Source organism: Thermococcus sp. (assembly GCF_015521605.1).
In the GTDB taxonomy this organism is placed as follows: Archaea; Methanobacteriota_B; Thermococci; order Thermococcales; family Thermococcaceae; genus Thermococcus.
The window spans coordinates 17960-31810 of the sequence record NZ_WANV01000034.1; the positions used below are offsets into that span (position 1 = coordinate 17960).

At 55.6% G+C, this 13851-nt stretch carries 15 protein-coding genes and 1 CRISPR repeat array; of the genes, 7 read left to right on the forward strand and 8 right to left on the reverse strand.

Annotated elements, in window-relative coordinates:
* Window positions 1-110: 110 nt before the first annotated feature.
* Window positions 111-815: a nucleotidyltransferase domain-containing protein gene (locus F7C11_RS08300; protein ID WP_297092732.1), complete on the reverse strand. Its 705-nt coding sequence runs from the start codon at window positions 813-815 to the stop codon at window positions 111-113.
* Between the two features lie 81 nt (window positions 816-896).
* Between F7C11_RS08300 and F7C11_RS08305 the strand changes: the two genes are divergently transcribed.
* Complete coding sequence (locus F7C11_RS08305) at window positions 897-1325, forward strand: hypothetical protein (RefSeq protein ID WP_297092748.1); 429 nt, start codon at window positions 897-899, stop codon at window positions 1323-1325.
* An 18-nt stretch (window positions 1326-1343) separates the two neighbouring features.
* Here F7C11_RS08305 and F7C11_RS08310 read toward each other — a convergent pair whose 3' ends face one another.
* The 7 genes from F7C11_RS08310 to minD all read right to left on the reverse strand — a co-directional run bounded on the left by F7C11_RS08310 (window position 1344) and on the right by minD (window position 9119).
* Window positions 1344-2531: a hypothetical protein gene (locus F7C11_RS08310; protein ID WP_297504581.1), complete on the reverse strand. Its 1188-nt coding sequence runs from the start codon at window positions 2529-2531 to the stop codon at window positions 1344-1346.
* 63 nt (window positions 2532-2594) lie between these two features.
* On the reverse strand, window positions 2595-3614 hold the full coding sequence (locus tag F7C11_RS08315) for an L-threonylcarbamoyladenylate synthase (RefSeq protein WP_297092734.1): 1020 nt from the start codon (window positions 3612-3614) through the stop codon (window positions 2595-2597).
* 41 nt (window positions 3615-3655) lie between these two features.
* Window positions 3656-4684, reverse strand: a complete 1029-nt coding sequence (locus F7C11_RS08320) for a glycosyltransferase family 4 protein (protein WP_297092735.1) — start codon at window positions 4682-4684, stop codon at window positions 3656-3658.
* 38 nt (window positions 4685-4722) lie between these two features.
* Window positions 4723-5937, reverse strand: coding sequence for a cell wall-binding repeat-containing protein (locus tag F7C11_RS08325; protein WP_297092736.1), 1215 nt, complete (start codon window positions 5935-5937; stop codon window positions 4723-4725).
* Window positions 5938-6080: 143 nt separating this feature from the next.
* Window positions 6081-7520 carry an asparagine synthase (glutamine-hydrolyzing) gene (gene asnB, locus F7C11_RS08330; RefSeq protein WP_297092737.1) on the reverse strand — a complete coding sequence of 480 codons (1440 nt, stop codon included), beginning with the start codon at window positions 7518-7520 and terminating at the stop codon, window positions 6081-6083.
* 121 nt (window positions 7521-7641) lie between these two features.
* A complete protein-coding gene (locus F7C11_RS08335) occupies window positions 7642-8385 on the reverse strand; it encodes an ATP/GTP-binding protein (RefSeq protein ID WP_297092738.1) in 744 nt (247 codons plus the stop codon).
* Window positions 8382-9119, reverse strand: a complete 738-nt coding sequence (gene minD, locus F7C11_RS08340; RefSeq protein ID WP_297092739.1) for a cell division ATPase MinD — start codon at window positions 9117-9119, stop codon at window positions 8382-8384. Before minD ends, F7C11_RS08335 begins: the two co-directional genes overlap by 4 nt.
* A gap of 107 nt (window positions 9120-9226) precedes the next feature.
* On the opposite strand from minD, the gene F7C11_RS08345 reads away from it, so the two are divergent.
* The 6 genes from F7C11_RS08345 to F7C11_RS08370 all read left to right on the forward strand — a co-directional run bounded on the left by F7C11_RS08345 (window position 9227) and on the right by F7C11_RS08370 (window position 12788).
* On the forward strand, window positions 9227-11035 hold the full coding sequence (locus tag F7C11_RS08345; protein ID WP_297092740.1) for a PINc/VapC family ATPase: 1809 nt from the start codon (window positions 9227-9229) through the stop codon (window positions 11033-11035).
* A 46-nt stretch (window positions 11036-11081) separates the two neighbouring features.
* Window positions 11082-11318 carry a hypothetical protein gene (locus tag F7C11_RS08350; RefSeq protein WP_297092741.1) on the forward strand — a complete coding sequence of 79 codons (237 nt, stop codon included), beginning with the start codon at window positions 11082-11084 and terminating at the stop codon, window positions 11316-11318.
* On the forward strand, window positions 11308-11541 hold the full coding sequence (locus F7C11_RS08355) for a hypothetical protein (RefSeq protein WP_297092742.1): 234 nt from the start codon (window positions 11308-11310) through the stop codon (window positions 11539-11541). Before F7C11_RS08350 ends, F7C11_RS08355 begins: the two co-directional genes overlap by 11 nt.
* Window positions 11534-11758, forward strand: coding sequence for a hypothetical protein (locus tag F7C11_RS08360; RefSeq protein WP_297092743.1), 225 nt, complete (start codon window positions 11534-11536; stop codon window positions 11756-11758). Before F7C11_RS08355 ends, F7C11_RS08360 begins: the two co-directional genes overlap by 8 nt.
* A 1-nt stretch (window position 11759) precedes the next feature.
* Entirely contained in the window at window positions 11760-12008 is a 249-nt protein-coding gene (locus F7C11_RS08365; protein WP_297092744.1) for a hypothetical protein, read from the forward strand.
* 225 nt (window positions 12009-12233) lie between these two features.
* Complete coding sequence (locus F7C11_RS08370) at window positions 12234-12788, forward strand: Maf-like protein (protein WP_297092745.1); 555 nt, start codon at window positions 12234-12236, stop codon at window positions 12786-12788.
* A gap of 463 nt (window positions 12789-13251) precedes the next feature.
* Window positions 13252-13815: a CRISPR direct-repeat array (repeat unit 30 nt; unit sequence GTTGCAATAAGACTCTAGGAGAATTGAAAG).
* The last annotated feature ends 36 nt before the right edge of the window (window positions 13816-13851 follow it).

Below are 13851 nucleotides of genomic sequence, written 5' to 3' on the forward strand. Positions count from 1 at the left end.
TTCTGTGTGTAGTACACGGGTTTATAAGGGGCTGTTCTGTGTAGTGGTCGTTACAGTATTAAAAAGCCCTCCAGAAGAAAAATCAACTATGCCCCTGTATGTTTGGGGTCTTAAACCCCTCCCCTCTCCCTCACCTTTCTCCTGACGTTCGGGTCGCGGTCGGCTATCACTTTCAGGGCCTCCTCAAAGCTCATCCAGTCCGGAACTTCCTCGTTGATGTATATCCCGGTTCTCCCGATGCTGTCCCTCCTCGTGAGGACGTGGATGCGCTCGGTGACTATATCCACACTCACCCCCAGGGTTTTCGCCACCTCGCTCTCCCTTCCGATCACTTCCCGCTCGATGTGTCCCCTCTCGGTGGGGACTATGAGTATCAGCTTCTTATTCACACCGGGGACGCGCTGCCGGGTCTTTACGCCCCATAGGTCTATGGTCCCGCCCCATCTGTAGAACTCAAGCTCCCTGTCCGTGGGGTCGATCAGCGGGAAGGTAACCGTTGTTTCCTCGTCTATCTCGATAACGCCCTTGATGAGATGCCACGGGGTCGCCATGACTATCTTCCTCCTGCTCACTAGTCCCTCAAGGGCGAGCTCGATGAGATAGCTTGGCACCCTGTATGGAATGAAGATGTCTATATCGCTGTCCCGCCTGACGTCTCCCCTGGCAACGCTACCGTAGAGCTGGGGGTCGAACTGCTCCAGCCTCTCCATAATCTCAAGCGCTTTCTCCCGCTTTTCCCACAGGTAGCGCCACCGCTTTGGAGGGTAGACGATTTCCCTCTCGTCCCAGACACGAACAACTTTTTCCCTCACCATCGAGCTAAGCTTGACCGGAACGTTTAAAGTCCTACCGATAGCGTTTTATATAGCTGGAACCAGTTTTGGGTGGTGAAAGAAATGCCAGTGCTGGGATTCAACGTAACCAAGATAGAGCTTGAGAGGGTTACCCTCGCGGTGCCCCAGGGCCAGATAGAAGTCAGGCTCTCTCCCAAGGTCAAAGAGATGCGCCTCGGGGAGATACGCACTCCCACGGGGAAGATGAACGGAATAGAGATACTTTTCAGGTACGAGATCGATTACAACCCCAAGATCGCCCAGGGTGCGATCGAGGGAGTGATACTCTACATCCCCCCGCAGAAGGATAAAATGGACGAGATACTCAACGTGTGGGAAGAGGAGAAAAAGATAGACTCCCTGACCTTTGCCGAGGTCGTCAACTTCATTACCAAGGAAGTTTCGCCGATACTCATGCTTATGGCCAAGGAGATGCGCCTGCCCTACCACGTGCCGCTTCCGAGGGTTGAGGTCAAGCCCCAGCCCCAGTGATTCTTTCTATTTTGATTATTAATGGTATATTCCCTCGGCCCCATGGATTTTATTTGCGGCCTCTTTGAGTCCTTCCCTGAGCATGGCGTTTTCCGCCAGCTCAAGTGCCCTCAGGTAGGCCTTCTTGCTGAAGTAGTACTCGACGGTCTCTATATCGGCAAGAACGTCCTCTGAGCCTGTGGTCGCGGCGTAGTGCTTGAGAACGGCAATGCGTATCCTGACGCGGAACTTCAGGTCGCTCTTGGTCTCCAGGACGCTCTTGTACGCTTCCATGGCCTCGTTCAGTTTGCCCATTCCTATTAAGGCCTCCGTGAGCTCCGTCAGCTTCTCCGCGGCCATCTCATCGTCTCCCCGGGCACGGTACGAGCTCACTACCTGGTAGAGCATCCTCGCTGTGTTGAGGCCGATGAGTTTGGCCCTGCTGAAGTTCTTCGCGAGGAGGTATGCGTATTGGGCCTTTACGAGGCAGCTGGTGGTTCCGTCCAGGTCTCCCTGGGAGTAGGCTATCTTGCTGGCCTTCTCAAAGTTTTTGGCCGCGGTGTCCATCATCTCTATGAAGTGTATGTCGTAGCCGAATATGGCACGGATGAAGCCTGCAAGCCGGTAGAATGCTTCCGCAGCTCCGAGGGCATCGCCTTTCTCAAGCCTGCTCTCCGCGACCTGGCCATAGAGGGTTATCAGCGTCTCGGCGAGCCTCCTGTACGACTCGATATCGTCTATCATTCTGTAATAGCGGTAGGCTGACTCATACGCCCTTATCGCCATCGGAATGTCATCGTTGTCCTGATAGGAATCGCCGAGGTCCTCATAAATGGCCGCGAATTCTTCGGCATACTTCATCAGGTTCTTTTCATCGTTAAGCGTCATGAAGATCTCAAGAACATTCGAGCAGTATTCATCGAGGAGGTCGAGGTCAACCTCTGCCCGGGAGACCTCTTCCTCTATGAGGTCGATATACAGGTAGGCACTCTTGAGAAGGGATGGACGGACCTTATCAATGGCGTTTGTTTTTTTGAGAAGAACATATCCGAGATACTTATACAGCCTCGCCGCGTCCTCTGTTTTACCTTCTTCCTCATAACCCTTCGCGGCGCGAAGGACCAATTTGAGGCCATCTTTGATTCTCCCTTCATTGAGCCTCTTGAAGGCGAGCTGTTCGAGCTCTTCTGGCCCTTCTAGTCCGATGTTCGCTGGCAAATTTCTCACCCCACATGATTCAAGTCCGGGCTTGTTGGCTAAAGTTAAGGACTCGGGATATTTAAGCGTTGTCTATGCCCAGACTATCCTGTACCCTGCTGCCTTTCTCAGTCTGTTCATGACTGCAAAGCCGAGACCCTTCTCTTCAACTCCCTCGGCGATTATGACGTCGACACCCTTCTTGTCAAGCTCTCTGAGGGCCCTGAACAGGTTCCTCGCGACTTCCTCCTCGGTCTTCCCTAGATGGAAGAACTCATCGGCCGCGTACTCCTCGGTTGCCATGACCCCAACGCGGAAGCCCTTTGCCCGGTACTCCTCGACCAGCTCGGCTATCTTCTTCCTCACGTTCTCCCTCCTCCCCTCGACGACTATGACCTGGGCGTTGGGGGAGTAGTGCTTGTACTTCATGCCCGGGGAGCGGGCCACGTCAACCAGCTTGCCCCTGACTGCGGGATGTATCTCGACCTCGCCGATGACCTTCTCCACCTCCTCGAGCGGCAGGCCGCCGGGCCTCAGCAGGGTTGGTCGCTCTGAGCTCAGGTCTATGACCGTGGACTCGACACCGATTTTCGTTTCGCCCCCGTCGATTATGCACTCTATCCTCCCATAAAAATCGTCTATCACGTGCTCCGCCAGCGTTGGACTGGGCTTTCCGCTTATGTTCGCCGAAGGTGCGGCTATGGGTGTGCTGGCCTTTATCAGGGCGAGTGCTATCGGGTGAGCGGGCATCCTGACGGCAACGGTGTCGAGGCCGCCGGTGGTGGCGTAGGGGACTTCCTCCCTCTTGGGCAGAACCACCGTCAGGGGGCCGGGCCAGAACCTCTCGGCTAGGAGCCTTGCCTCCCTTGGGACGTCACTCGCAAGCTTCCTGAGGTCGTCGAAATCGGAGATATGGACTATGAGCGGGTTGTCGGGGGGCCTGCCTTTGGCTTCGAATATCCTTTTAACGGCCTTTTCGTTGAGCGCGTCGGCACCGAGACCGTAGACTGTCTCGGTCGGAAACGCGACGAGCTTTCCATCCAGTATGAACCTCGCGGCTATCCTTATCTTCTCCTTGTCCACTCCGTCCCGCATGTTGATTACTACCGTCATTCTCCCACCAAGGATTCCCCGAGAGAAGGCCGTTAAAAACGTTACCCAAGAACCTCCGCATAGAGTTCCTCAACCTCGCGGGCCATCCTGCTCCAGGAGTATGCACTCGCGATTCTCCTTCCCACGTGGCCTGCTTTGGTGTTGAACTTGGGTTCGAGGAGCAGTTTCACGGCATCAACCAGCTCATCGAAGCTTCCGAACGTTAGACCGTTTTTAGCCTCTCGTATAAGCTCGGGGATGGCGCTGACACGCCTGCCGACCGCTGGAACGCCGAGGCTGTTGGCCTCAAGTACGACGAGTCCAAAGCCCTCCCGCCTGGAAGGCAGAACCAGCAACTTACTCCTGGACAGTATGGCGTCCACGTCGTGCCGGTAGCCTGTGAACTCGACATTCGGGGGTGCTACTGCCTGGAGCTTTCCCCTCAGAGGCCCGTCACCCACCACAAGGAACCTCTCCTCCGGCAGAACCCGTGCCAGTTCTATGAAAGTCTCCGGACTCTTGTAGTCCCTGAGGGCACCGATGTATGTGATGTACTCCCTCCTTCCGTCGGTTTCCATGAGCGGTTTGACTCCGTTGGGTATGACCCTCACCTTCGCCGCCCCGAGGGCCGCTGCCTTCTTGGCGAGCCAGTGACTGACGGCTATGACCGCGTCAGCGCTGCCCAGTGTTCTCTTCACGTAGAACCTCCCGAGGGTCAGCTTTGCCGTGTGCTCCAGGTCGCTCCCGTGCGCCGTTACGACGAGGGGAAGCCCGGTTTTTTCCTTTGCAAGAACCCCTGCAAAGCTCGTCGTTCCAACAAAGTGGGCGTGAACAAGGTCAAACCCGAACTCTCTATGGAGCTGGACTATCTTCCTTGAACCAAGAAAAGCGAAGCTTGTACCCCTGAACCCATAGACCGGAGGGACGCGAACCTGGTGGACGAGATCCCGCTCAAAGCTCCGCGGTTTAACGGGCCCGTATGTAAGAACGTGTACCTCGTGCCCCTTCCTCAGCTCCCTCACGAGGCTGTCCAGATGGTTCGCAACGCCCCCCCCGTGTGGTGGATAGTGTCCTACCATCAGAATCCTCATTTTGACCAAAGAAAGTGGAGAGGAGGCGTTAAAAAGGCTTATGGTCTTCCCCTGTCCCGTCCTCCCGGAATCCCTGGTGTTCCGGGCACTGTTCTTTTGGTCGTTAGCATCGCCATCTCATTTTTGATCTGGGGTATCAGGTCGTTGAGGAGGATGGAGTACTCGCCTCTGCTGAGTGCTTCCCTGGCCTGGGAGAGGAGGGACTCCAGCTCGCCCACATCGTAGCCCTTCCTTTTGAGGACCCTGACCATGACCTCCAGCTGGTGTATCTCAAGCTCCAGCTGCATCTTCACCGAGCCCTGGTACACGGTTCTCATCTCGCTGTATGCCCTAGATATTACGAAGTCGGCGTTGAAGCTGGCCACCATGGCGAGCTGGTATGCCCTTGAGTATTCCCCCGAATTGTAAGCGTCCCATGCAGCGCTCAGGGCACTCTTTGCCCCTTCGAGCTTCTTCCTCGCGACCGGTATCTGGAGGCCATCAAGGAGCCCTTCAGCGCGGTCGGTTTTGTTCTGGACGTTAATGAGGAGTGAATAGACATCGTCCCTCGTGGGGGATTGGGCAAGGCTTCCCTCCTCGTAGCCCGGGAAGTGGGACCTCATCCAGCCCTCCAGTTCTTTCCTGTTCAGGGGAAACATCGGCTCTTCCCTGCCGGAATAAGTCGCCGCGTACTTAACTTCGGCTATGTCGCTGAACCGTCCCAGTGCAGCTATCGTCAGGTTCTCCCTCCCCTCGTCAGTGAGGATCAGTATAGGCTCCCCCTTGAACTCGTACGGCCTCAGCTTCATGGCCTCAAGGTAGCCCTCTATCGCAAGGACATCGCGACCGTTGGCGATGACCACGGTTTTTATTCCGTCAAAAACGTCCGGGAACTCGTCTTTGAGCGCCTGTATAACCACTAGGTTCGTCTCGTATCTGGTCTCACCGTACCAGCGCTCGTAGGGGATTCCAAATTCCTCCAGGTCTCCGGTGTACTCCTCGGGGACGGCGACAGGGCCGCCGATTATTATGACCCTGTCCGGGTCAATGCTGAGGATTTCGGCGCTTGCCGCGGGGTCATACGTCCCCCACGGACTTACTATCAGCTGGGCACCCAGGAGGTCGGCCACGTTCTGGGCTATGGCCATGTCTGCCTCGTTGTCGCTCACGAGGATGACCAGCCTCATATCCCCCACACCTGCGTGTCCGAGGGGAACCCCGCCGAGCATGAACATGAAACCGATGAGGATCACAAGCCCCCTTTTCCATATCACGCCTTTTCACCTGCTTCTATGTTGGGAAAAGCCTTATTTAAGCATTTTTCACGCAATCGTTTGCCCCCGTTTGATTTGGGGGGAAAGAAAAGGTCAGGAAAGTTCCCCTCATGCCGGGAAGATTAACGGACGTTCAAAATCGTTTACTCACGTTTAAAGGCCTCGTTAAAGACTCTTTGGGCGTACTCGCTCAGGGTGAGCCCTTCACCCCTCGCCAGCTTTTCGAGGAGCTTCTGGGCATGACTTCCGTACTGGGCAGCTTTCTTTTCACGTCCTGCTATCTCCGTTGGAAGGCCGAATTCAACCGCCACTTTCCGCAGGATGGCCTTCCTGGTGCCCTTCTCGATCTTTGAGCCTATCGGCGTTCCCAGCGCAGCTGACACGACGGCCAGGTCAAGGAAGGGAACGCGCCCTTCGACCGAGTTGAGCATGGCTATCTTGTCGTCCCTTGCCAGGTTCTTCTCCCCCATCTCAAGGAGGTCCTTCTCCATCAGCGCGGGGTTATTGAGGTACTTCGCGTAGCCCCCAAAGAGCTCATCCGCCCCCTGCCCGCTCAGGAGAAGCCGGCACCCGTCTTCGCTTGCAAGCCTCGTGGAGAAATAGAGAGGGATTCCTATCGCGAGGTTCATCGGATTCGGCTCCTCTATGGCGAAGATTACCCTTGGGACAGCATCGCGGACATCATCTATGTCGAAGACGTACTCCTTGAGCGGGAGCCCGAGGAGGTCGCTGGCATTTCTCGCCCATTCCAGATCAGGACTGCCCTCGGCGCCTGCCGTATACAGAACGACGTCGGAGTAGCGAGACGCCAGCAGGGCTACTAACGAGCTGTCCAGACCTCCGGAGAATAGAACGCCTGTTCTTTTTCCTGTCCTAACCCTGACCGCGTGCTCCAAAGCGTTCATGAGTGCGCGCTTTGCCCTCTCCGGCGTTAGGTCTCTCCGGAGTTCGGTGATTGTGAAGAGCCTTCTTCTCTCAACGCCCCCACGCGAGATTATGACGAGTTCACCCGGCTCCACGGGTACGGCTTCCTCCCCTATTGCCCATAGGACTTTCTTTTCCGAGGCGAAGAAGCCCCTTGGTGAATAGTAGAGCGGCCTAACGCCTACCGGGTCTCGAAAGAGGTATATCCTCTTCCCATCGCTGAAAGCCACCGCGTAGTCTCCTTCAAGCATCGTCATTGCTTTTCTTACGGCCTTCCACACGTCAAGTCCCTTCTCAAGAAGGTGCTCGATAAGCCTCAGAATCACCTCGCTGTCGACGTCGGTCTCGAAGGGAACGCCCTTTCCTTCGAGGTAGTTTCTCAGGTGGACATGGTTGTATATCTCCCCGTTGTGGACGAGGGCCAGATCGTTGTAGAAGGGCTGGGTATAGCCGGGGGAGCCAGTCATTGCCAGCCTGCACTGGAGAAGGCCTATCTTTCCGTCGGGGATCTCCGAAAGGCGTGAAAAGTCATCGGATTTGAACACACCTTCATCGGTCCAGACACCGAAGGAGTCCTCTCCCCTATGCTTTCCCGCCATTATCATCCTCACGAACCTGTCCTTCAAACTCTCACCGATTCCTCCGGATATCAGGCACATGCTCCCACCATAGGGACTTGGACATACGACGCCAAAAGGCTTCTTCCTTATTCCTTGAAAGCGTTTTCATAACCTTTACCAGAAACTGAAAGTCCGCCCAGAAATTGTGGGGGAGATTGAACTAGGTCAGGTCACCGCAGGTGCAGTAGTGCTCGTAGGCGAGGGTCTCAAGCTCTTCAAAGCCCTCTCCAGTCTTGGCTGAGACGTAGAGAACCCTCGTGGGGGGCGCCAGCTCAGGAAGGGCCGAACACATCCTGTGTGCAAGGAGTCCCTGCATCGAGGGTTCCAGCTTGAGCCTGGCGTTAAGGTACTCCATGTCGTCCAGATAGCGCCGGTAGTGCTCAAGCCTCTCCACGGTGTCGATCTTGCTCATGGCCGGGACGGTGGTGGCCCCGAGGCGCAGTTCTATCATCAGGCCGAAGAAGCGAACGAAGCAAAAATCTGCCGGTTTCCTCAGTATGTCCGGGCTGAAGAGATACACCGCGAGCGGTTCCGGGAGGTTCTCCATCAGCCTGACACCGAACTCGTGGAAGAGAAACGTCTCCATCTGGCCGGGGGTGTCGAGGAGAACGTAATCGCTCCTCTTCTCCAGCTCCAATATCCTGGAGACGTAGCTGGAGACCCTCGGGAGAAGCCTGTCGTAGCTTTCCACTATTGCCCCGTTGGGACCATATCCTTCCTCCATTATGTCCCAGGCGGTTACATCCTGCCTGACATCGACGTCGGGCTTGTAGGGCAGTCTCTTTACACCGGTATCGAGGTTCACATAGGCAACTGAATAGCCATTTTTCTCAAGGTATCTCCCGAAGGAGGCTGTTAGGGTGGTCTTTCCGCTTCCTGCCGTTCCCACGAAGGTTATTATCATCTCATCACCCTGGCCTTGAGGCCGGATATTCTGGATATTCTCTCTGCCAGCTCCATGAATGCCTTTGCACCCTCGGATTCAGGTTTGTACTCCACCACAGGGACGCCTTCGAGCGTCGCCTCCCTGACGGCCGGGTCTTCCGGGATGACGGCGAGGAGTGGTATTTCCATGACCTCTTCGGCCACCTCCGGCGGGATTTCCGCCTCGCTCCTTCCCGAACGGTTGAGAACGAAGCCCAGAATCGCAAGACCCGCCCTTTTTAGAACCATTCCAACCTTCATAGTGTCGGTAACGCAGGAAATCTCGGGGTTTGTAACGAGAAGAACCTCCTCTCCGCTCAGCATTGCGTTCATTGCGTCCATCTGAAGTCCCGCGGGGGAGTCTATCACAACAAAATCGAACTTATCCTTCAGTTTTTTTATGGTCTCAGGGAGCTTTCTGGGGTCTGCCCTTATCACGTGCTCCCAGTCTATCGACGCGGGAACTAGGTGAACGTTCTCATAGGCGGTTGCGTATATGGCATCGCTTATTGTAGCCCTCCCGGCAAGGACATCGTGAAGGGTCGTGTATGCGTCATCTATCCCCATAACGAGGCTCAAGTTGGCCATGGTGAGGTCAGCGTCAACGGCACAAACGTGATAACCTATTTTCCCAAGGGCGATTGAGAGGTTAGCAGTCGTAGTGGTCTTTCCCGTGCCCCCCTTGCCGGAGGCTATGGATATCAGCCTACCCATTGTCCCACCCATCTATTTTTCGGCTAAACCTTTATGAACCTTTAGTTATAGCACCCCTTGGAAGTAATACAAACGACGGAGAGTTCGAATCTTCTGGGGTGAGAGATATGAGGATGTTTGTTGCTGACACGAGCGTGATCGTTGATGGCAGGCTTACCCAGTTCCTTGCGGGCATCGATGAGGAAGTTAAGGTCATCATACCCGAGGCCGTGGTTGCGGAGATAGAACACCAGGCCAACGAGGGGAAGGCGATAGGCCACGTGGGGCTTGAGGAGCTCAAAAAACTTCGGGAGATGGCCAACGAGGGCAGGATCATCCTGGAGTTCCACGGAGAAAGGCCCGAGCTCTGGCAGATAAGGAGGGCCAAGTCTGGGGAGATAGACAATATGGTCAGAGAGATAGCCAGGGAGCTGGGCGCCACCCTGATAACCGGCGACGGAGTGCAGAGGGACATCGCGATAGCCAAGGGCATAGACGTTATTTACCTGACCGCCAGAAAGGAGGTCAAGCACCGCCTGGAGGACTTCTTCGACGAAACTACGATGAGCGTTCACCTGAAGGCAGGACTGAGGCCCCTTGCGAAGAAGGGACGGCCCGGGGAGTGGAGGCTCGTTCCGGTTAGGGACGAGATCCTCACTGACGAGGAGCTGGAGGAGATAGCGGACGACATAGTCGAGAGGGCGAAGCGCGACCCCGAGAGCTTCATAGAGCTCGACGAGCCCGGAGCGACCGTCGTTCAGCTCAGGAACTACCGCATAGTCATAGCCAAACCTCCCTTTGCGGACAGGATAGAGATAACCGCCGTCAGGCCGGTCAAGAAGCTTAGCATTGAGGACTACGGGCTGAGCGAGAAGCTCATGGAGCGCCTCCGGGAAAAGGCCGAGGGAATACTCATAGCCGGAGCGCCCGGTGAAGGAAAGACGACCTTCGCCCAGGCTCTGGCCGAGTGGTACGCTGGGATGGGCAGGATAGTCAAGACCATGGAGAAGCCACGCGACCTCCAGGTTGGGGAGGAGATAACCCAGTACACCGCCTTGAGCGGCAGGATGGAGAAGACCGGTGACATACTCCTCCTCGTGAGGCCGGACTACACGATATTCGACGAGATGAGGAAGACGAGCGACTTCAAGATATACGCCGACCTGAGGCTCGCGGGGGTGGGCATGGTCGGGGTTGTGCACGCAACGAAACCGATAGACGCCGTCCAGCGCTTCATCGGCAGGGTCGAGCTCGGAATGATACCCCAGATAGTAGATACCGTCATCTTCATCAAGGCCGGCCGCGTTGCCAAGGTTCTGACGCTGGAGTACCTCGTCAAGGTGCCGAGCGGCATGAGGGAGGAGGATCTGGCCAGGCCGGTGATAGAGGTTCGCGACTTTGAGACCGGCGAGCTGGAGTACGAGATATACACCTACGGCGAGGAGATAAGCGTCGTCCCGGTCAAGAGGGAGGAAAAGGCTCCCGCTTTGAAGCTCGCCGAGAAGAGGCTCAAGCAGGAGATAAAGAAGTTCCTGCCTGATGTTTACACCGAGGTCGAGATAGTCAGCCCGCACAAGGCGATAATCTACGCCGACGAGTTCGACATCCCGGCGATAATCGGCAAAAAGGGCAAGCGCATCACAGAGCTGGAGAAGAGGATAGGCATAAGCATCGATGTCAAGAGCTTCACGGAGAGGGAGGCCGAGCGGCCGAAGGAGAGGATACCCGTCGAAATCGAGGAGAAGAAGAAAACGATAGTGCTCAGGGTTTCACCAGACTACGCGAAGAGGCCGCTGAAGTTCTACGGCGGAGAGCAGTACGTCTTCACGGCCACTCCAAGCAAGAAGGGCCTCGTCAAGGTCAGCAAGAGCACGCCGATAGGCAAGGAGCTCAAGAGGCTTATCGAGGCGGGCATTCCAATCTGGGCGACCGCTTGAGAAAACCTTTTATAGTTTGCTTTCTTCTTTTTTATGGTGGTAAGGAGTGGGACTCGCTGACGTGGTGGCCATCCTCGGGGCGATCTTTTTCATACTGCTGATATTCATGCCTTTCATCCCCGGCGGCCCTAGCCTGATGCTGCTGTTCCTTGGACTCCTGCCCCTAGCCCTGCTCGTCGTTCTTATCGTCAAGATATGGGAGCTCAGCAGTGAAGTCAGAAGCATTAAGGAGGAGCTAAAGGCGCTCCGGGACGAAAGGGAGGGCACGAAAGATGGGGAGTGAGCATGACATCTTTGAGGCTGTTGGAGCTGTCGTGACTGGAGCTGGGTTGGTGGTGCTGTTTATAGCCGGGGAAGCCGGGCTGGTCTTTGGCCCGCTGCTCCTTGTGCTGGGACTCATCATCTGGAAGATGGGCGAGATGGGGAGGGAGTTCAGCGAAGAGCTCGAATCCCTGAGGCGGGAAATAGAGCGCCTCAAAGCCTACGGAGGCACCGCCGATGGCTGACGTCTCCGTCAGGGGATTCGCGATAATCGTCCTCTCGATACTCATTATAGTGCACCCGCCGGGGTGGTTCTCTGCCCTCGTGACTGCCATCCTGTTCGCCGGGGTTGGCTGGACGGTTATTGTAATAGCGAATGAAATCGATGCGCTGCGGTCGGAGATATGGAAGCTTCACCATGAGATAAGGACGCTCAGGAAAGAACTCGGGACGGTGGAGTGAGATGAAGCTCGTGAGGGACCTCTCAGCTCTCTTTGCACTGCTCGTATCCATCTCAGTCCTCCTGAGGGCTCAGCCCGAGAGCAGAGGTTCGGCGGATTTCTACCTTAGCATTGCTTTTTTTGTTCTGGCCTTTCTGCTCCTCGCCATCTGGCGGGAGCTGGAGCGCCTGGAGGACAGAATCCTCGAACTGGAATTCGTCCTCGGCGAGTCCGAGGAGAATGGGGACGATGCAGAAGATATGGATGGGTAGGGGCTTCTGGGCCACCACTGGAATCGTTTTGGCCCTCTATGCCTACGGCGTATTCGTGGGACACCTCCTCCGGGGAAGCCCCAAGAGAAGGGTTCAGAAAATCCTCAGGGTGCAGGATAACGGCTCAGCTGCGAGGGTACTCATCACCCATCAGCTAGCGAAATTGTCTTCATCGCCGGAGTTTGTTCTCGCAAGGTTTTTTAACCCTTTTCGGGAGGGACTACCATGCTGGTTCTGGCATCGGCGAGTCCCAGAAGGAGAGAACTGCTCGCCAGATTCATCGGGGAGTTCAGGGTAGTCCCCAGCAACGTCGAGGAGGAGTGCACCACCAAAGACCCGGTGGAGTGCGCCGTCGAGCTGGCCCGGGCCAAGGCGTGGGAAGTCTACAACCGCGTGGGAGGCACGGTCATCGGCGCCGATACCGTGGTGAGTATCGACGGCCATATCCTCGGCAAGCCCAGAGACGAGAAAGACGCATTCAGGATGCTGAAGCTCCTCAGCGGGAGGGTTCACAGGGTGACCACTGGCTACTGCATCGTCCACGAGGGTGAGGAGCATTCGGGGGCCGTCGTGACGGAGGTGAAGTTCCGCGAGCTGGACGAGGAGCTGATAAGGGCCTACATCAGAACCGGCGAGCCCATGGACAAGGCCGGCGCCTACGGCATACAGGGGAAGGCCGGACTCTTCGTGGAGTGGATAAAGGGCGACTACTACAACGTGGTCGGTTTTCCCCTGGAGATAGTGTGGAAGCTGAGGGAGCTCGGGTTCAGGGTTATGTAGCAGGTTATTCTAGCTTCCCGCTTGGGTCTTGGGCTTCTGGTGCCTTTTCCCTGCAAAATAACCTCGCTAGAGCTTTTACAAGTCTTTAGTAACCTTCAGTTATCACCTGACACTGTGTTCTGAATCTTTGGAGTATTGTAACGAAATTTTTTCGAAAAACGCCGGGGAGGTTTTGGACAGATTTTTGATGACCGTTCCTCCTTTAAACTGAAGTTTTCTGATTTTGAAGCCTTCCAGGGGGCCGGTTCGTGATTTGGGGCATCGTAATCTCTCTGGAACCCTCACGTCCTTTTATGGGCATGGTAAAAAGAACCCTGGAGAACCGGACCACAGGCTAAGGCGGTGCCGGGAGGAGTTCTATTGGAGCCCCCTACGGGCTTTTTTAAGGGAGCTCCTGAGAAATCCTTATAAAATCTGGAGCACCTTATCTCTTTATAGGGCAAAAGGGGGAGAAATCGCCCCTGTTGCAATAAGACTCTAGGAGAATTGAAAGGGGGAGCACTATGGATACATCGTGCTTTCCTATGAGCGTTGCAATAAGACTCTAGGAGAATTGAAAGGAATACGCCGGGGTTTATGCCGAGCCCAGGGAGGAGGTTGCAATAAGACTCTAGGAGAATTGAAAGGGAGGGAGCGCGGGCATAGTCGCCCGGGGTTGCGGGAGGTTGCAATAAGACTCTAGGAGAATTGAAAGGCCTCTTCAACACCCCTCCCCTCCCGGGTGGTTTTTCGTTGCAATAAGACTCTAGGAGAATTGAAAGCCGACCCACCCCAGGTGGAGGTTCCTGGAGCCTTTTTGTTGCAATAAGACTCTAGGAGAATTGAAAGACAATAAGCTGGGGGCTGCCTATGCCTGAGGTTAAGTTGCAATAAGACTCTAGGAGAATTGAAAGCTTCGCAAGGCGTAGGATTGGCTGGGCCGCCGCGTAGTTGCAATAAGACTCTAGGAGAATTGAAAGGTCTCTTTGTCCTGCACGGCGGTGGCTGTAAGGCCAGCGTTGCAATAAGACTCTAGGAGAATTGAAAGTCACGGTGGCCATAGTCGTCGTGCATACAATGACTA

Coding starts and splice junctions, on each gene's coding strand:
- F7C11_RS08305 (WP_297092748.1), top strand. CDS start 897: ATGCCAGTGCTGGGATTCAACGTAACCAAGATAGAGCTTGAGAGGGTT.
- F7C11_RS08300 (WP_297092732.1), bottom strand. CDS start 815: ATGGTGAGGGAAAAAGTTGTTCGTGTCTGGGACGAGAGGGAAATCGTC.
- F7C11_RS08335 (WP_297092738.1), bottom strand. CDS start 8,385: ATGATAATAACCTTCGTGGGAACGGCAGGAAGCGGAAAGACCACCCTA.
- F7C11_RS08315 (WP_297092734.1), bottom strand. CDS start 3,614: ATGACGGTAGTAATCAACATGCGGGACGGAGTGGACAAGGAGAAGATA.
- minD (WP_297092739.1), bottom strand. CDS start 9,119: ATGGGTAGGCTGATATCCATAGCCTCCGGCAAGGGGGGCACGGGAAAG.
- F7C11_RS08345 (WP_297092740.1), top strand. CDS start 9,227: ATGAGGATGTTTGTTGCTGACACGAGCGTGATCGTTGATGGCAGGCTT.
- F7C11_RS08360 (WP_297092743.1), top strand. CDS start 11,534: ATGGCTGACGTCTCCGTCAGGGGATTCGCGATAATCGTCCTCTCGATA.
- F7C11_RS08370 (WP_297092745.1), top strand. CDS start 12,234: ATGCTGGTTCTGGCATCGGCGAGTCCCAGAAGGAGAGAACTGCTCGCC.
- F7C11_RS08320 (WP_297092735.1), bottom strand. CDS start 4,684: ATGAGGATTCTGATGGTAGGACACTATCCACCACACGGGGGGGGCGTT.
- F7C11_RS08355 (WP_297092742.1), top strand. CDS start 11,308: ATGGGGAGTGAGCATGACATCTTTGAGGCTGTTGGAGCTGTCGTGACT.
- F7C11_RS08365 (WP_297092744.1), top strand. CDS start 11,760: ATGAAGCTCGTGAGGGACCTCTCAGCTCTCTTTGCACTGCTCGTATCC.
- asnB (WP_297092737.1), bottom strand. CDS start 7,520: ATGTGCCTGATATCCGGAGGAATCGGTGAGAGTTTGAAGGACAGGTTC.